General features: G+C 41.4%; 13 protein-coding genes and 2 pseudogenes. 5 read left to right on the plus strand and 10 right to left on the minus strand.

Annotation, left to right across the window (positions count from 1 at the left end; translation table 11 throughout):
* Positions 1–40 precede the first annotated feature (40 nt).
* The 5 genes from cas10d to cas3 all read right to left on the minus strand — a co-directional run bounded on the left by cas10d (position 41) and on the right by cas3 (position 7,516).
* The gene (gene cas10d, locus VB740_RS23480) at positions 41–3,292 is read right to left on the minus strand and encodes a type I-D CRISPR-associated protein Cas10d/Csc3 (RefSeq protein ID WP_323202289.1); all 3,252 of its coding nucleotides are present in this window, start codon (positions 3,290–3,292) and stop codon (positions 41–43) included.
* 17 nt (positions 3,293–3,309) lie between these two features.
* The gene (locus tag VB740_RS23485; RefSeq protein WP_323202290.1) at positions 3,310–4,329 is read right to left on the minus strand and encodes a PDDEXK nuclease domain-containing protein; all 1,020 of its coding nucleotides are present in this window, start codon (positions 4,327–4,329) and stop codon (positions 3,310–3,312) included.
* A 17-nt stretch (positions 4,330–4,346) separates the two neighbouring features.
* Positions 4,347–4,568, minus strand: coding sequence for a DUF433 domain-containing protein (locus VB740_RS23490; protein WP_323202291.1), 222 nt, complete (start codon positions 4,566–4,568; stop codon positions 4,347–4,349).
* A 250-nt stretch (positions 4,569–4,818) separates the two neighbouring features.
* Positions 4,819–5,016: a hypothetical protein gene (locus tag VB740_RS23495; protein WP_323202292.1), complete on the minus strand. Its 198-nt coding sequence runs from the start codon at positions 5,014–5,016 to the stop codon at positions 4,819–4,821.
* A gap of 322 nt (positions 5,017–5,338) precedes the next feature.
* Positions 5,339–7,516 carry a type I-D CRISPR-associated helicase Cas3' gene (gene cas3 / locus VB740_RS23500; protein WP_323202293.1) on the minus strand — a complete coding sequence of 726 codons (2,178 nt, stop codon included), beginning with the start codon at positions 7,514–7,516 and terminating at the stop codon, positions 5,339–5,341.
* 100 nt (positions 7,517–7,616) lie between these two features.
* Here cas3 and VB740_RS23505 point away from each other — a divergent pair.
* Positions 7,617–7,814, plus strand: a pseudogene (locus VB740_RS23505) (WYL domain-containing protein); the annotation flags it as partial.
* A 28-nt stretch (positions 7,815–7,842) separates the two neighbouring features.
* Positions 7,843–7,965, plus strand: coding sequence for a hypothetical protein (locus VB740_RS23510; RefSeq protein ID WP_323202294.1), 123 nt, complete (start codon positions 7,843–7,845; stop codon positions 7,963–7,965).
* Positions 7,966–8,322: 357 nt separating this feature from the next.
* Here the strand turns inward: VB740_RS23510 and VB740_RS23515 are convergent, their stop codons facing one another.
* From VB740_RS23515 to VB740_RS23530, 4 genes are all read right to left on the minus strand, one after another.
* Positions 8,323–8,628 (minus strand): CpeR family transcriptional regulator, encoded by a 306-nt coding sequence (locus tag VB740_RS23515; protein WP_323202295.1) that lies wholly within the window; start codon positions 8,626–8,628, stop codon positions 8,323–8,325.
* A gap of 16 nt (positions 8,629–8,644) precedes the next feature.
* Positions 8,645–8,764 (minus strand): hypothetical protein, encoded by a 120-nt coding sequence (locus VB740_RS23520; protein ID WP_323202296.1) that lies wholly within the window; start codon positions 8,762–8,764, stop codon positions 8,645–8,647.
* 8 nt (positions 8,765–8,772) lie between these two features.
* A complete protein-coding gene (locus tag VB740_RS23525) occupies positions 8,773–8,922 on the minus strand; it encodes a hypothetical protein (protein ID WP_323202297.1) in 150 nt (49 codons plus the stop codon).
* A 427-nt stretch (positions 8,923–9,349) separates the two neighbouring features.
* Positions 9,350–10,276: a phosphorylase gene (locus VB740_RS23530; protein ID WP_323202298.1), complete on the minus strand. Its 927-nt coding sequence runs from the start codon at positions 10,274–10,276 to the stop codon at positions 9,350–9,352.
* A gap of 184 nt (positions 10,277–10,460) precedes the next feature.
* On the opposite strand from VB740_RS23530, the gene VB740_RS23535 reads away from it, so the two are divergent.
* Both VB740_RS23535 and VB740_RS23540 read left to right on the plus strand, forming a co-directional pair.
* Positions 10,461–11,723: an HhoA/HhoB/HtrA family serine endopeptidase gene (locus tag VB740_RS23535; protein WP_323202299.1), complete on the plus strand. Its 1,263-nt coding sequence runs from the start codon at positions 10,461–10,463 to the stop codon at positions 11,721–11,723.
* 286 nt (positions 11,724–12,009) lie between these two features.
* Positions 12,010–12,954, plus strand: a complete 945-nt coding sequence (locus VB740_RS23540; protein ID WP_323202300.1) for an NAD(P)-dependent alcohol dehydrogenase — start codon at positions 12,010–12,012, stop codon at positions 12,952–12,954.
* 252 nt (positions 12,955–13,206) lie between these two features.
* On the opposite strand, the gene VB740_RS23545 is transcribed toward VB740_RS23540, so the two are convergent.
* The gene (locus VB740_RS23545; protein ID WP_323202301.1) at positions 13,207–14,835 is read right to left on the minus strand and encodes a sugar dehydrogenase; all 1,629 of its coding nucleotides are present in this window, start codon (positions 14,833–14,835) and stop codon (positions 13,207–13,209) included.
* Between the two features lie 670 nt (positions 14,836–15,505).
* Between VB740_RS23545 and VB740_RS23550 the strand changes: the two are divergent.
* Positions 15,506–18,931: pseudogene (locus VB740_RS23550) on the plus strand (HEAT repeat domain-containing protein); the annotation flags it as partial.
* Positions 18,932–18,986: the final 55 nt, after the last annotated feature.

The raw sequence follows: 18,986 nt of genomic DNA on the forward strand, positions 1-18,986 counted from the left end.
AAAAAATTGTTTACTACTTGTTTACTTCTAGAAGAAGAATTTATTCCGGTTCATTAACATCATCTATTACAGGAATATTTTCATTTTTTTCTGCATTTTCTTTGTCATCTTCAAGACGATAAAGAAATTCACAGGTATCTCGAATTAAGTTGAGTTGACGACCTGCCAAACGAGCGCGATCGCCAGCAAATGCGTTATCAAATACCTCTACTACAAAATACTTGGCAAAATCTAGAACAGCTTGCCGTTCTTCTTCTCGTTTGCTCATGATCCATCGTCCTTCAGCAGTAGACGAATGAACACGATCCATGAGTTTAAAAACTTCTGCTGCAACAGCTACAACTAATGTTTCTCCCTGAAACACACTTGACTCAGCTTTTAGTATAGTTTCAGCCGCAATATCAACTGGTTTCAACACAGCATTAGACTTAGGATTATAGCGCTTATTAGCTCGGTAAAATCTGCGGTACAAATCTGTTAATTTCTTAGGATGATTCAGGCTTGATGCTTCTCCCACAATTAATTGCTCCATATTAGTGTCATATTTCACATAAGGGTCAAAACAAGGATAAAAATGATAAGCATAAAGCCGGATTTTTTCAATTCTTGCTGTTTCTGATCCCTGGTTACGTACCCAGCGATTGAGATAAGAAAAGACGTATAGTGGACTGGTTTCAAAATCTTTAGCCAGTTCTGTAAATCTCCCCCAGTTGGCATCGTAACCAGACTTACCTTGCCTAGCATTCACATCTAAATGAATGGCGTAAGCGGCGGTAAGTACATTTAAAGGTGCTGGGTATTGGATGCCGTTTTCATTCCAGCCTTCGAGGATATAGTCAAGACGGAAGCGATCGCGCCTTACTAAAGCCCGGAAAGCATGAGGCGCACTATCAAGGAAAACGCTTTCCTCAAATTCAGCCCCGTCATTAAAAGGTGGAATCGGTGACTCTGAAACCACAGTTTTAACATCTAAAATCATCGGGAAAGCAAACGCTAACCAAGTTGGCATTACCCAAGATTCTGTATCGGTGCTGTCTCTTCCTGGCGGGAGTGCCATGAAGTAAAATGTTAAAGGCTGGTCTTCAGGATAGGAAAGCTTAAAGGTGCGATCCTTGTCACGCTGGAGGTTTTCATCAATTAAGAAACTATCTACACTTTGGTAGCGATCGCGCCCCAAATTCGCTTGTAAATCCTTACTGATAAAATGATTGCGAACGCTGGTATCAAAGCGAGTTTGAGCAATACCGTTGTAAGCTTTCTGCAAAAACTTGTTAGTCTCTGGAGTAAAGTAATAAGTAGGATAAAAATAGAGATAGCGATATTTACCATCTTCAAATTTCTTACCTACAGCTTGAGTTTGATTCATCAAAATTTGCCTCAGCATTATCTCCATACCTGCAATACTGGAAATATTACGTTTAGCGTTAGCACCTCTTAACATTTGCTTATTGGTATAAACTTGTGGCGTAAATAAAACTGCTGATTCCATTTGCTCAGTAACCGTGTAAGCAGAATGAGAAATTGAGCAGATTAATTGTTTCCCTCGCCCTGGTTTTTTCGCGGCGTTGTAGTTTGCCAACTCCTTAAAAAAGATTTCGGCTTGGTCGGTAGCTGATTTTTGTCGCGTTTCAGTCGGAAGCATAATCACGCGATCGCACCAATCCCTTAAATCTTTCCATTCATCAGGTAGTTTGTACTGATTAATGATTGGTTCAATGACTTCTATCCATCGATTAACCAGACTTTGACAAATTTCACGAACGTCTTCTTGTCCTGGATTACGTTTAAGGTATTGCGTTGCAATATAATACCAGTCATACGCTATGCCTCCAGTATCTTTAAGTTGCTGAAGTGCAATAACTTCAGATTTATACTCAGATAAATTAAGAAAATCAATAGCTATCTCTGTAAGATTAATAGTTGGAATTGAAGGAAGTTCTTTGTTGTTTTTAATTAGGGCTTTAACTCTATCAAGATACTCTTTCCAAAATTTTCCAGTTATTAAAGCTCCTAATTCTGCCAAATGATCTATACGAATATCTTCTGCAAAATCGATTTTGATATTCTTAGCTAAAACACCTTTACGCTGGAATTGAGCCAAATTAGTAGCCTTATCTGCTGCCTTGCTGGTTTTTACTTTACTCGGTACTGCATCAACGGTAAACTGCATTAAGCCTTTGATGTCGAGGAAGAGATTGTAGTAGTCAGCATATTTCATCCCGATATTTCCCCGACTGAATCCAACTTTTCGGAGTTGAAGTTGATTAGCGCAGAGTTGTTTTATAGTATCAATAACGCGATCACCTAATCCTTCTCGACTAATTTTTGGAGCATCTTTTCTAGCTAAATAAATTACTCCTGTGGGTAGGTAAAGCAGTATTTCATAGTAGGTTTGATCCTCAGTATTGAGACTAGTGTGTGCTTCCATTAAGGCATTATTAACTACATTAGTTAATACACCCCGGTTTTCAGCAATGCTGTGATATGTAAATTTCAGTTGTCCATCACTCAAATTATGTATAACTTCTTGCAGCCTAGAGTTCTCTGCGTCCTGGGGATGTTTAACAATTGAGGCGAGAGAATCAGCCAAACAAGTTAAATCAGACAGACTGCGAAGGGTACGGTCTTTGAGAAGAGGATTCAACCCAAATTCAGAAAAATTCCAGTTAGTATCCCAGCGACGTTGAGCATTATAAGCCATGCACAACAAATCATCTAGATACTCTTGATAACCTTCAGGATTTTCTGGATTTATAAAGTTATCTAGTCCTAACTGGTGAACTTTTTTATCAATAATTTTACGATGTTCTGCTAACGGCAACTTGCGGCAGTTTTCAGGGACATCAGGGAACTTTTCAAAATCATGTAAAATAAATCCAGCAATTACTAATCTACGCTCTCGCTCTTTCACGACTCGCTGCACTGTGGTATTGAGTTTTTCTAAACGTTTCTCAATTAAATTTGCTGGGAATAATCCATTGAGTAAGTGAGTATTCAACGATTGGTCAGCAGCATTATCTCGTCTAACTTTAGTTTTTCCTTCAGCTTCTCGCTGTTGGTCAATTTCATCAAAAAACTTACCGCCTTTCGCCGTTACACCAATTGCTATCCGTAACAGATTTGGTAAAACATATTCACCAAAATCTGCCATTACCTTATCATCTGGATTTTGAGATTGAATAGCTTCACGCAATAGCTTGAGTGTTAGTAACTCGCCTTCAGTTTCAATAGTGCGGTCTGAAGAATCACCATCAAAACCAAAATCACCTGATAACCAATCATCATTAGACATTTTCAAACTCCATTTTTTTACTCCACGCCTTCTAGCAACTTGGCAACTTGCTCTGGAGCCGGAAGCTGATTTTTTAATTCTTGAGGCAATGTTGAAACCACTTGATAAGTTCCTACACCAATTGGTTTATTAGATTCCCTCAACGCATATTCAACAATCGTTCTCTGCTTAGACTTGCAAAGAATAATTCCAATAGAAGGATTTTCATCAGGTAACTTTACCGTGTCATCTAAAACAGCTAAATAAAACTGCATCTTGCCTACATATTCAGGTAAAAAGTTACCAATTTTCAGTTCTATCGCTACCAAACACTTTAAGCGGCGATGATATAATAAAATATCTATGAAATATTCCTCTTCATCAATTTCTAGCCGATATTGACTACCGATAAAAGCAAATATCCCACCCATTTCTTGCAAGAATGGTTCAACTCTTGTTAAAATTGCCTGTTCTAGCTGGCGTTCACTGTGTTCATCTGCTAGCTCCAAGAAATCAAAAGTATATTCATCTTTGACAGCTAGTTTTAATTGGTTACGGATTTCTGCTGGAACAGTTTTATCAAAGTTAGTCTGATTCAACAGAGTCTTTTCATAGGTTTGATTTTCAATTTGGTGAATCAAAACATTCTTTGTCCAGCCAAATTTACGAGTCATTCTGATATAAAATTCCCGTTCTAGGTCATCTTTGCACTTCTCTACAATGACCAGATTGTGACTCCATCCAATTTCTCGCACCATTGGTGCGAGTTTTTCATTGTTGACGTATGATTCATAAAAAAGCCTCATCCGCCAGAGGTTAGCAGCAGAAAATCCGCTAATTCCTGGAAACTCTGCTTGTAAGTCTTTTGCTAACTGTTCTACTACGGATTTTCCCCAAGTAGCGCCCTGCTGTTGAGTAACAATTATCTGTCCAATGTCCCAGTAGAGGTTAATCATTTCCCGATTAACTGCTTTTAGTGCTTCGTACTGGGCTGAACGAATACACTGTTTTATTTCCATTAGTAGATGTCTGTAATTGTCTGAAACTGGGTTACTCATAGCGGAAAAGGTTCAACTTATTCATCACCAACTAGCCGACGCGCATAGTAGACCAAACAGGCTTGTACATCTTCCCGTTCTAACCAGGGATAACTTTCTAGCAAGTTTTCGATAGTATCTCCCCCCGCCAACATCCCAAAAATATGTTCAACCGCAAGGCAACGACCTCGAATAATTGGTTTACCACCAAAAATTTTGGGGTTGACTGTAATTCTTTCCAAAAGTTTTTGTTCGTTCATAGTTCAACTTCAAAATGTTTAAGTTTATTAACTATTTCCTGTGATGCTAAGAAAGAGGGAAGCTTTCTTAAAACTTATTGCTTTAAGATTTGGTGTTACCAGTGACTCGCTCAACCATCAGCTTTCAATCTGTTGGGGATAGAGACTACCTACGCCTGACCTTAATACCGCAAGCTGCTAATGAGCTTCCCTCTTAGATGGGGATTCTCTAATTTAGCTAGAGAAATCCCCAGATAAGCTATCGCATCAGTTATGCTGCCAATAACCGATATTGAAATTGGTTATGAGCAACTTTCCGCTTTTCAATTAAGTAGCCTTTCTTGCGAGCTTCAAATACCGTGTGTCCAAATCGCCAACTAACCTTAGCGGCTAGTTCGTCGCCTAAATGCCACCTACCATCTTTGAGAACTGAAATTAGTCGCTCAAGGTTTGTCAATTTGACAAGCATTATTATCACCTCCTTTAAAAACTGTGTCATACGAATACTTCAGCCCAAATGCTTGTTTTGCAAGGACTCCAGTAATTTGTATAATCTGACGCTACATAATGCGATAGCTCTTGTCAAGCATTTAAATAAGTACAGACTTATTCAACAAATGATAAACTTTGACTTATTCAACCTTTTATGAAATCCTTGTATACATGGAGCTTTACGCGCACAAAAAATAATCCTTTGAAATCCCTATTAGGGATTGAAACGAATAAGTCTGTGCTTAAAACCGTAAGCTCTTGTCATAAATCAACTAAAATCCCTATTAGGGATTGAAACCTTAAACAACCCATATCTCATCTCCTTTGCTTTTAAACGTGTAAGCAAGCGTATCCAACAGCAGTGCAGAGTGACCAAATGCGATCGCATAGGGCGCAGTAGCATCATGAAAGCTATACTGATCGCTGATGCCATAAATCTGAAAATTCATCGGTAGCCTTAGCCGCATCCGCACTTCAGCAAGAGGACGGCGAATCACGTAACAAACCAAACCTTCCTTTTTTAAGCGTTTGTTAATTTCTCCTACCCAATAGTTGTCAGGTTGCCAAATTTCTACACCAGTCAAAACCTGAACTTTCCAAGCGTCAGCAATTGGCTGCAAGTTTCCAGAATAGGTAAACTTCCAGTTCAGCCGTTCCTCTCGGTAGGAACGCAACTTCATAAATGCCAGACAATGAGCAAATCTACCTTTGGCAATGGGTTGTCCGGTACGTTCTGCGGTTTCTTTGAGTGTCCGTATAAATGCCGCTTCCGTCCACATCTCAATTTCTAAATTGCCCAAAATACCCGGTAAATCGTAGGTTTTAAACCTATTTGCCTCGTTTTCTTCTGTTAAGTCGTATAAACCACATTGCAAAGGACTTGAACCTCGAAAACTAGCAGCATCCTCAGCAATAGGATTTCCTGATTTACCAGAAAGTGCTTGCCAATCTTTCGCCCATCCCGAAACACGTCCAGCCGCAGACTTCAGACTTGTTTCAAATAATTGTTCACAGGCTTCTTGAAACTTGTCTCGGCTTTGTGCATACTGTTGTTTAATTGTGCGATCGCTCAACTGATAAAACAACCAAAATGATTGCACAGCCCCCCAACGACGATAATAACCACGAAAATCGTTGATTTGGCGATAATTCTCGGTAATTGTATTGTGAAAAGAGGGGCGATCGCAAATACTATTCACTTCTAACGGTGGAGTATCACCCTTAAACAATCGCTCTACCAAAAAGTTAGGAACTAGAGAAAAAGCTGTAAAATTTTCAAACTTAACTATCTGTCCATCTTTCTCATATTCATCATGTCTTCCTAAGCGTCCTAAACGTTGGATAAAGTTACCTGCATCGGATGATTCAAAAATTAGAAAATTGATTTTGAAATCAACCCCTACATCAATTGTGCTAGTACCAATAACCAAGTCAGCAGAAAGACTTCGCTCCTTTTCTCCTTTTCCCGATAGCCCTGTATTTTCTCCAACTTTCAATCCGTAAGGCTGTAATATTTCCCGAAAAAATTGAGTTAGACGTTTGACTGCTGCAATTGAGTTAAGAATGATTGCGCCTTTACTTCCTGGATACTGCTGAAACTGAGCCAAAATCAAATCACTATTTTCTTTTAGCCAGGTTTCCGAAGCTTTAAACGATGGTTCCAAAGGAATAAAATTCAGCGTAATTATCCGTGCTACCTGCCGCCAGCCTTGTGTTTGCAGTTGCTGCCCTTGCTCTGGTGTATCGGGAAACTGATATTTATTTTGTTTTAGAGGATCAATTTCTTTACAACGAAATCCTGCTTTTTCTAATCGACCAATTAAGTTTGTATCTGGTGTGGCTGAGAGAAACAGAAATTTCTTACGGCGATTTGTACAGCGAATTAACAACATTGTGTTAATCACGCTAGCAATTTGGGGAGCTGCGAAAACGTGAAATTCATCAAAAATAAACAAGTCAAAATCTTTATCAATTCTGCCCCATAACTTATCTGGGCTATCGCCACGAATTATATAAGCGCCTCGATGTAAGTAGTGAAAAATATCAGGGTTGGTTAATAATGCCTCTCTCTGGTTAGTCAGAGTTGCGATCGCAGCCCCTTTTTTCAATCCTTCATTTTCTGCATAAATCTCTAAATCAGCCCCACTTAGTCGCACTACACGCGGCTGATTTTCTGGCTGGAATTTTTCTACATATCCTCTAATCTGCGTTTCTTGATCGCGGGCGAGTTCGTTAGTTGGATAAAGTCCGATCGCAGAAAATTCGCCCTGAAGAACTTCTAGGTAAGCCGCGAGACTTTTACCATCGCCAGTCATCGCAGTGTTGAACACGACATCAATATTTGGATCGCGCAACGCTTCTAAAGTTGCAGCTTGATGCCAAGAAAGTAACCAATCTTTAGGTAACTTCACTCCGTCAGGTGTTGAGAAGGTTTGCGAGTAAACAGGCTTGAGAGTAATTTTGTAATTTTCGGACATACACTTAAATAGTGTCCGTAACTGGTTGTTAAAAACTATATTGGCACGCAAAATAGAAGTTGACAAGAGAAAATATGTACAAAGTATACGGACACTTTTAATGAGTCGAAAAGGTCAATCTATTACACTGTCGATATCAGAACGTGATAAAGCCGAGCTAGAAGCGATCGCCTTAGAATTCGGTATGATGTGGGGCGATCGCCCGAATATCTCTAAACTGATAGAAGCGATCGCTCAACGTAAGTTACTCATCGGTAACAATAACGATTGGAAAGAACCACGCATCAGGGCATTACATTGAGTCTGCCGGCAAAGCAGGGGTAGGTGTGATTGCTTTGCGTTGCGGTGGCTTTAGCGATGAACAACTGTCGGGAGCGATCGCAATTTACAACGATCCAGAAGATTTGCTACGCCACTATGACTCTTCTATCTTGGGCGCAAATGCTTGAGTACTAAAAAGGTAAGTGATGTCTGGTGACAAGCCGAGTCAGCGTCAATGCACTTTCTAGAATTATTGCAGGCGATGCCTACGGGGCAAACTACGCTACATTTTTAACTTTTGCTAAAGCGTTTGTCGTTTATAGCCACGATTAATTTATCAACTTATGGAGAGATCTTTAGTTATATTCTCTAACAAACTTAGACGGCTAACTGGTAATAACTAACAGCTAATCATTATAAAAAAATTAGCAATTAGACATTAACAATTAGCCGTCAATCCCCTTGGGGAGTATTTAAAATTCAAAACCTAATTTTGAATCGGAGTGTAGACGCCTGCCAGAAAGATTTCCGCAGGATAGTAACTCTCAAGCACGCTCATCAAATTTAGTGTATGCACTACCGGATTTTATCCAGTATTGTTTCAAAGTATGATGAGGCGTATGTAAACTAGCTTTTGCCTGATATAAAATGACTTGGCGATGATCGCCCATCCAAATTTTATTAATCGGTTCAACGCATATTACTGTTCCTCCTAAAGAAGCGACACATTGAGAGAATCTTTCAATGGTCGTATATTCTAATGTCTCGAATATAAAAAAGTTGCCCGAACAAATCAAGTGGCGACTGCGAATCCAGCAGCGCATCTTTTTTTCAGCTTGTGGAGGTAGCATTTTAGATTTAATAGATTCAAGCTGAATGGACATAAAGGGTTAGCGCACATAAATCATCAGCAAAACTTTCCCGTTTTTCAAACCGCAAAGGGCTAACGATTGAATCCCATATTTGCTCATAGGTTTCAATATCCATACCTCTATCTAGTGGTTTGTCAAACTCATTTTGACGGTTAGAGACTCGATGTCGGTGTTAGAAAGCACTTGTTTAAGGTGAGCGAATGCTAGATAATGATCGCTAGGGTGCGATCGCGATCGTCTAATTGAAAGTTCAAAGAGTTCAGTAATTTCCATTAGAAAAGTGATTTAAAAAAGTAGCTTACAATCCAACAAGGATTTTGACTAAAAAGTTATTTTCTTAGCCTCTTTGATCATAACCGCATTCAGATGTGCTATGTGCTGTTAGTGGTAGCGAGATATTGACCCAGTGCTGGTTATAAGTACTGAGTTATTATTCTTACCGTTATTTCCTGCCTAAAAAACTATTTTATCTCTGCGTTCAGAGTTTAACTAAAGGTTTGATATCGCACCAATTGAATAGACATCTCCAGAAATGAATTATGCGTTACCTGAAACCCTTGTAGAGACGTTGCATTGCAACGGCTCTACATTCATTTTCGGAGATGTCTAATAGACATAGAAATTAAATATGCGTTACCCAGAACCCTTGTAGAGACGTAGCACTGCTACGTCTCTACATTCTATTTTCGGAGATGTCTAATTAGGATACAGCAACATTCTTGAGGATGGTCATCGGGCCTTGGGCTTTGAGAATCTCCATTTCTGCTGCATTCCGCACTAGCAAAGCCCCAGCGAATCCTAATGAATTCACAGAGATAGACTGGAAATGCTCCTGCGATCGCGGTACGATCAACATCCATTCTCGTGTCGCTAGCAGATTGTAAGCACCAGATTGCCTTGCGTCCAAACCCACAGTATGTAGCAATGTCCGATAAACTTCCAGTGTTGCTTGGGCCGCTTTGAACGGTGACTGCACCGAATGGGGATTTAGTGGAGCAAAAGCGTGTACAAAAGGAAGTTTTGGTATTGTGTTGGCAAAGCCTAGCGTTGGTGTAGCAGACGCACTAGAAGGTATCAATTCCTGAAGTTGTGCTGCTGTTAGCAGAGATTCAATAGGTATCTGTGGCCCCGAAGGTGCAAGTGGAAGTGGTACTAATTGCAAGTGCTTGTGTCGCTGACTAGCACCTGCGGTTTTGCCACTGTTGTAAAATGCTAAACCATCAAAATCAGCCAAACATGCCCACATAGCTGCAAAATCTTCCAGAGTCAGCAAACTTTCCTGTTCCTCGAAGGCACGGGTGATGATTAGCAGGTGATAATCAACAACATTGAATTTATTCAAAATACATACATGAGTATCGGAAATATCCGCCACAAATAAATCCTCTTCGTAGGGCAAAAAAGGATTAAACTCTTGACTAGAGGTAGCAGATTGTTTTTCTTTAGCTGCTTTTTTGCGATTCAGGTTAGACAAAATCCGCACCAAGAAGCGCACGCCATCCTGTTCGACAAATTCAAATTCTGTCGGTATCGATAATAACGCCCCGCATTGCAAAGCATATTCAGTCCGTTCTTTAACACTTGTCCATAAAGTGCCAGGTTGAAGTAAAATTTTCCCCTGTGCCATTTTTATTCCTTCAGGCATGGTACAGAACACGCAGCACAAAGCTGTGCGTCTCTACGAATGACTATATTCCAATACGGTTCAGTAAAATACCAAAGCTTTCACAAAAACGCAATATCTTTGCAACAAAACTGTCATAAATTATATCTACATTAGTAATATATCTAAATATCCATTCCAGACAGCAATGCAAAACGAATCTAGCGACAGAGAACACCCATCAAATAGCATTTTACATAACACTGCTGATGCCAAATACCATAATCGAGCACCCTGGAAAAAGGCTGCCGCCTCTCTATCGCTGGTGCTGTTGGGATCAGGTATGACATTGGCAGGCGGCTATATTGCTGGAAACTCTCGGCAGGTGTCTGAGAGTGCATCTAATTTGGCAGTTAGCCGAGTAAATGCTGCTCCTCCATTACCAGCTGCTACAGATCCTAACTTTGTAACACGGGTGGTGCAAAACGTCGGGCCAGCAGTAGTGCGGATTAACTCTTCCCGAACGGTAAGAAGCCGGATACCAGATGAATTTAACGATCCGTTTTTTCGCCGCTTCTTTGGCTCCCAACTGCCACAATCAAGAGAAAGGGTAGAACGGGGTACTGGTTCAGGTTTTATCATCAGTGCCGATGGTAGAATTCTCACTAATGCCCATGTGGTAGATGGTGCTGATACAGTGACAGTGACGCTCAAAGATGGACGCACCTTGGAAGGTAAGGTGTTAGGAAAAGATGAATTAACGGATGTCGCTGTTATCAAGGTTCAGGCACAGAATTTACCTTCAGTAGCCTTGGGTAACTCAGATCAACTGCAAGCGGGAGAATGGGCGATCGCGATCGGCAACCCCCTTGGACTAGATAATACAGTAACTACCGGAATCATCAGTGCTACTGGACGCAGTAGCAATTTAATCGGTGCTGCCGATAAGCGAGTAGAGTATATTCAAACTGATGCAGCGATTAATCCTGGTAACTCCGGTGGCCCCCTGCTAAATTCTCGTGGCGAGGTAATTGCCATGAATACAGCTATAATCCAAGGGGCACAAGGATTAGGCTTTGCTATTCCTATCAAGACAGTACAACGCATTTCCAATCAACTTATAGCTACAGGCAAAGTAGAACATCCTTATCTGGGAATTCAAATGATGGGGTTAACGCCTCAACTAAAACAAAATATCAACTCAGATCCCAATAGCGGTTTGAATGTGGATGAAGATAAAGGTGTATTAGTTGTAAAAGTTGTCCCAAATTCACCAGCCGCTAAAGCAGGAATACGTGCTGGTGATGTAATCCAAAAGCTTGGCGGACAAGCAGTCACAGATGCCAGCAGTGTCCAAAAGGCAGTAGAAAATAGCCAAGTCGGGGGCGATTTACGTATGGAATTACGTCGCAATGGGCAGAATATTAATATAGCTGTGCGACCTGGTGCTTTCCCTACCCGAGTGCAATAAGGCGTTGCAGAACAGTGGGATGAATTGGGGCAAGCAGGGGACGCAGGGGAGGCAGGGGAAGCAGAGGGGGAGTTTTGGAAGTTGCTAAATCATCCCGTAAATATGCAACCTCTGCAATAAAAGTTTTGCTATCAATTTAATAAAAGTGAATTTTTTGGGATGGGTATTTTGCCCGTCCCTTTTTTCAGGCGGTAGCAATATAGGCTTCTTGCCTGTTGCCTATTGCCTTCCTTGCATAGGTGTAATCGCTACACTGAATTAATAACGAAATAGGAGAAGGAATGGGATGAAAGCAGTCGTTATCCGTCGGTATGGCGCGGCTGAAGTGTTGCAGTACGAAGATGTGGAGCAGCCGAAAATTGAGCCAACGCAGTTACTTGTGAAAGTTCGTGCTAGTAGCGTTAATCCCGTTGATTGGAAAATTCGCCAAGGAATGTTGAGTTTGATTACTGGCAGCAATTTCCCAAAGATTCTGGGGTTTGATGTGGCGGGAGATGTGGTAGCTGTTGGCTCTAGTGTCACGCGTTTTAAAGCAGGAGATGCTATCTATGGCAGTACTTGCTTACCGGGAGGAGGTTATGCCGAATTTGCAGCCGTCCCAGAAAATTTGGTGGCTCTCAAACCAACGAATCTAAACTATGAAGAAGCTGCGGCTGTTCCCTTAGCAGCGCTCACGGCTCTGCAAGCGCTGCGAAATGAGGGAAATATTCAAACAGGGCAAACTGTCTTGATTAATGGTGCTGCGGGTGGTGTGGGGACTTTTGCGGTGCAAATTGCCAAGGCTTTAGGGGCAGTGGTGACGGGAGTTAGCAGTACCAAAAACTTGGATTTGGTGAAATCTTTGGGAGCAGACCGCGTGATTGATTATACGCAACAGGATTTTACCCAAGATACAGCGCAGTATGACATTATCTTTGATGCAGTGGGTAAGCGATCGCTCTCACAAACCAAAAGAGTCCTCAAACCCAACGGAATTTATATCACCACGTTACCTAGCCCGGAAGTCTTGTTAGAGGGCGTATTAACAGCGTTTCTTCCCGGTCAAAAAGCGAAATTTATCCTGGAAAAACCCAATACTCAGGACTTGGTTTATCTGAAAGAATTGATTGAAGCGGGTAAAATTCGTGTGGTGATTGATCGCACATATCCCTTACAAGAACTAGCGACGGCTCATAGTTATAGCGAAACTGGGCGGGCTGTGGGGAAAATTGCGATCAAGGTTGCGAGTTGATTGCAGGATAATAAGCCAAAAGCAACACAGGTGACTCAATTTTTGATTCTGAATAATAAAATTGTTCTCGCGTTTCAATTCGCTTGCTTTCAGACCTTTTAAACTTTGGATTTTAAACTATATATATCAATCCCTTCTCCCAAGGGGAGACGCTGCGCGAACGGGTTCAGCAGTCGCTCATGGGGGAAACCCCCAAGACCGCGCTGCTTCACCAAAATCCAAAATTTAAAATCTAAAATTCGGTGAGTGGTGCTACTTAACCTCTATAAACGAGATGAGGTTATCTAAGTCAGCTCCAACAGATTTATAATTACCAGCACTAAACTCACGGCATCGACCACCAATTTCATTTTGGCAGACACGTACCACTGTACCCGACGGTACACTTAATGAGCTAATAGCGTCATTCCCTACAACCTTTAAGTCACCTTGGTTAGCTTTGTATACTCCTGGACTTGTAGGAAAAGATTGGGAAACTCCAGTCAAATTAGCGTTTCTGTAGACCTTAACCTGTCCTGACCGTGTAGAGGGGAGATTGGAGGAGAGATTGTAGGAGAGCTTGTAGATGGTGCCGCTGTAGTCATCCGAAATTAACATATTACCTTGCTGATCGACTGCCATATCCACAGGTCGCCCCCAGACTTCTTGCGTTGCTGGAACTAGCCAACCGTTAACTAAATCCATCTCTTCCCCTAGAGTTTTTGTTGTACTGTTCCAGGGAAAGTAAGCTATTTTGTAGCCCGTTTTCTTCCGCCGATTCCATGAACCATGCAGCCCCGCCACTGCCCCACTTGAGTACAGGCTGGGAAACTTGGTATTTTGTAAGAATGTTAGTCCCAAGGGAGCCGAATGGGCTTGAATACCCTTATTAATCCTGTCCATTGCATTGCAATTAACACTTCCATTACGATTGAACTCATAGTCGCGGTCAAAGGGCATATTGTTGAAGCCAGTTGCCGTGTCAGGATTGGGGTTGCAGAATGGCCAACCGTAGTTACCGCCATCTCTAACTCGCGTGAACTCCTCTGGCGGGTGGTTGTCTACATAAGAGGGGATAATCTTACCGTAATTGCCACTGCTATCGTTGAACGGATAGGCGATGTTGTCTCGATTATTAACGACTACCCAAAGATCCTTTGTACCAGGTAAGAATGCTAACCCTTCGGCATTACGTAAACCTTGGGCAAAAAGCCGCTGATTGGTTCCATTAGCGTTGTATTGGTAGATCGCACCACGCTTTGGGGTACTGACAGTATCTTCTTTGCAGGCATTGCATGTAGAGGCGATCGATACGTACAGTTTGTGATTGGCATCAAGGGCGATATTTTTCAGTTCGTGCCCATAAGAGCCTTTGAGTTCCGATGTGCTGCTGTCTGGTAAACCAGTTACAACGATTTGGCGATTTTTGGCGATTTTATCTCCAGACTTGTAGATGAAGCGATTAATTTGATGAGTCTCAGAGATATAAATATATGTGGTGTTGTCAATTTTATGAAACACAATGTCGTGTGGTCTGCGTAGGCCCGTCACGAAGTCAGAAATAATTGGGTCTTTGCTGCCATTTGGCCGGACGATTAATACTTTACCCGTACTCGGCTGTGATACTAGAAGATCCCCGTTAGGAGCAACTGCCATAAAGCGAGCTTTTTCAATGCGAGCATAAACAGAAATAGAGAAATTGGGTGGCACTTTCAAGTAACGGTTAGTATTAAAGGGTGCATAGGTCATACTACTAGGCACTTTCAGCTTGGTTTCAACAGACGCAGCTGGTGGCTTACCAAACGCTGCGGTGGTAAGAACCTCTAAGGACATCAAACTAAGTAGCGATGCGGTTAGTATGCCTCCAAACATTCGTTTTGGGTTTAAAGTAAATGCAACCATTTTCAACGTCCCTATAGTATTGTAGTGATTTATGTTACACGTAACTGTTGACTAGCAGATTTTACCGAGAGTTTGGACAAAAGTAACTCAGGGGTACTAGTTTTTTAAAATACTTAAAATAACTTTATGTACCCCTATTGTTTTTATTCATCAAAAAATGGGTGAACCGGGAGTTATAAAGAAAGGTAGAGCGATCGCACTTTCAAATTAAAATAGTCATCAAACCCAACAGCATTATGACCACGCTACCCAGCCTCAAATCATTGTGCAGAGAGTCTTAACAGTTTTACTTACGATCAAAAAGGCAATGCTCAGGACTTGTTTTTTTCAAATAATTGATTGAAGCGGGTAAAATTCGTGTGGGGATTGATTGCACATATCCCTTGCAAGAACTAGCGATTAAGGTGCTGTGGGGAAAATTGCGTAGGCGCAGCCCATCGTAGACATCGTAGTTAGCAATTGATTTGAAAAACCAACGCGAAACCTAACCCCCTAACCCCCTTCCCGACGCGGGAAGGGGGAAAATTCAAAGTCTCTCTCCTTTTAGGAGAGAGATTTAGAGAGAGGTTCTTACATACCTGTAATATTTCCGCAATAACCCTGAAATCTGGAAACATTACTCCAGCTAGTGGATATACTCGTAATCAAAATCTCAACAGAAGCGAGTATTATGCTGGACTGGTTAGCTATGTGGGGTGTAACTCAGGCCGCCGGGTTGATTTTTAAACCCATTCTGGAAGACTTAGCCAAGGATGCTGCTAAAGATTGGGCTAAAGATTTATTAAAAGGCATCCCTGGCAAGATTTTCCAGAAACTTAAGAAGGAAGATATAGAAATTGCTGCTGGTAAAGCGTTAAAGGAATTTTTGCAACTCATGCAGCAGCAGTTAAAGGTTCGTTGTAAACTTCCTGAAGCTGAGATTAAAGAGTACACCAAAGACATCCAGAAATTTATCAGCGATAAGTCAGTTGCAGAAATTCTTGGTCAGGCTTTTGATATTAATTGTGAATCTCTAGACGCTAAAACCCTAGAAGATAGTTGGAACAGGCTGCAATTAAAACCTCTGCCATCTAAGTTTAACTGGCAATCAATTAGAGAACAGTATTTAACACAAGTCCAAGAGCTTCTTTTAGATTCAAAAGAATTACACCATATCCTTGAATTACAAAAGTTATCTGATATTGAATTAAATACAAAAGAAATTGCTGGTGTTATTGTAGATTTTAATTTAGTTAAATATCAAGAAGGAATCCGCGAACGCTATGGCAATCTCAAGTTAGATAGCTTAGATACTAGCGGCTATGCCTATAACGAACTTAAATTATGGCGGATTTTTACTGCTCAAAATGTCCGGGAAACTCATCAAGTTTTAGCACAAGTTCATGAATTGCCTAAAGAACATCTTAGACGGCTGCGAGAAAGCGACCAAGTAGAAGCAGTTGAATTAGAAGAATTAGAACGCCACAAACGGGTTTATTTTGAACAGCCGATCCGTTCAGTTTTAGATGTTGTCAATAAAAAGCAAGATTATAAATATATTGTGATTTTGGGCGATCCTGGTTCAGATAAGTCTACATTGTTGCAATTTCTGGCTTTGAATTGGGCTGAGTCTCCACTGGATAATGTTATATCTTTACCAATTCCGTTGCTAATTGAATTACGCACTTATATGCGGCGACGGGAAGATAAAGAGTGCAATAATTTTCTAGAATTTTTTCATCAATGTAGTGGTGCTGTTCATCATCTCAATCAGCTTGAATTAGATAAACAATTAAAAGCTGGTAATGCGTTGGTGATGTTTGATGGTTTGGATGAGGTATTTGATCCTGGTAAGCGAGAGGATGTAATTACTGATATTCATCGCTTTACTAATGACTATCCTGATGTGCAGGTAATCGTCACTTCTCGGATTATTGGCTATAAACCGCAACGATTGCTTAATGCTGAGTTTCGCCACTTTATCTTACAAGATTTAGACTCAGAACAAATTCAGGATTTTATCTACCGTTGGCATGAGTTAACTTTTACCGATGCAGTAGATAAAATCAGAAAACGGGAACGGCTACAAAGAGGAATTGAAGCTTCCAAATCTATTGCAGAATTGGCGGGAAATCCTCTGCTGTTGACGATGATGGCAATTCTTAATCGTAATCAAGAGCTACCAAGAGATAGAGCTACACTTTACGATCAAGCATCGCGGGTGTTGCTGCATCAATGGGATGTGGAACGCGCTTTGACAGAAGATAAGAGGTTAGACCCCAAGACTATTGATTATAAAGATAAGCAAGCAATGCTGCGTCAGGTTGCTTATCTTATGTAAACTGGTGAGAAAGGGTTAGCAGGTAATTTGATTAATGAAAATGATTTAGTCAAAGTTCTGACTGATTATCTGAAAACCATAGAATTTGATAAACCCAGAGAAGCGGCGCGGGTGATGATTAATCAACTGCGGACTCGTAACTTTATGTTATGTTTCCTGGGTGCAGATTATTATGCTTTTGTGCATCGGACATTTTTAGAATATTTTTGTGCTTGGGAGTTTGTCTGGCAGTTTAAAGAAACGCAAACTCTGAATATTGAGGAACTTAAGAATGAAGTTTTTGGTAAACACTGGCAAGATGAAAGTTGGCATGAAGTCTTGCTGCTAATTGCGGGAATGATTGAGCCAAGATTTGTTGGGGAAATTCTTGATTATTTAATGGCGCAAGATGGCGAAGAGGAAAAGTTTGTTAATCTCTTTTTAGCGGCTAAGTGTCTTGTAGAGGTGAGAAATCGGTCGGCGATCGCGTCAACGGCTAATAAATTACTTGACAAACTCAAAGACTTAACTAAATATGACCTCTGGTACTATTACAACCCCCAGCTATATAGAGATAGAGAAGAAACTAAGCTAGTTCACGAAATTCGCACTCAAGCAGTCAGAGCAATTGCAACGACCTGGGAAGAATCTCTCGACACCAAAACCTTCCTCAAAGAACACGCTACCCAGGATGATAACTGGGTTGTGCAACGTGCAGCAGTCCAAGAATTAGCGAATCACTTCAAAGATGACCTCGACACCAAATCCTGGCTCAAAGACCGTGCTACCCAAGATGACCACGAAGATGTGCGACGTGCAGCAGTCCAAGAATTAGCGAATCACTTCAAAGATGACCCCGACACCAAATCCTGGCTCAAAGACCGTGCTACCCAAGATGACCACGAAGATGTGCGACGTGCAGCAGTCCAAGAATTAGCGAATCACTTCAAAGATGACCCCGACACCAAATCCATTCTCAAAAAACGTGCTAACCAGGATGAGCATCAAGATGTGCGACGTGCAGCAGTCCAACAATTAGCGAGGAACTTCAAAGATGATCCCGGCACCAAATCCATTCTCAAAGAACGCGCTAACCAGGATGATTATGAGTATGTGCGAGGTGCAGCAGTCCAAGAATTAGCGAGGAACTTCAAAGATGACCCCGACACCAAAACCTTCCTCAAAGAACGCGCTACTCAGGATGCTCATGAAGTTGTGCGACTTGAAGCAGTCCGAGAATTAGCGAGGAACTTCAAAGATGACCCCGACACCAAAACCTGGCTCAAAGAACGTGCTACCCAGGATGATCATGAAATTGTGCGACGTGCAGCAGTACGAGAATTAGCGAGGAACTTCAAAGATGATCCCGACACTAAAACCTGGCTCAAAGAATGCGCTACCCAGAATGATGACGATTACTCGTTTATGCAATGTGGAGTAGTCCAAGAATTAGCGAGGAACTTCAAAGATGACCCCGACACCAAAACCTGGCTCAAAGAACGCGCTAATCAGGATGATCATCAGTATGTGCGACGTGCAGCAGTCGAAGACTTAGCGAAGAACTTCAAAGATGACCCCGATACCAAAACCTGGCTCAAAGAACGCGCTACCCAGGATGATCATGAAATTGTGCGAGGTGCAGCAGTCCGAGAACTAGCCCAGAACTTCAAAGATGACCCCGACACCAAATCCATCCTCAAAGAACGCGCTACCCAGGATGATCATGAAAATGTGCGAGGTGCAGCAATCCAACAATTAGCTAAATACTTTAAATATCAGCCTGAGTTGTTTGACATCTAAGCTAATCGGCATTTAAATTGCAACATAGTCACTATTGCCTTTGTTTTTTATC

Source organism: Nostoc sp. UHCC 0251 (assembly GCF_034932245.1).
Lineage (GTDB): Bacteria > Cyanobacteriota > Cyanobacteriia > Cyanobacteriales > Nostocaceae > Nostoc.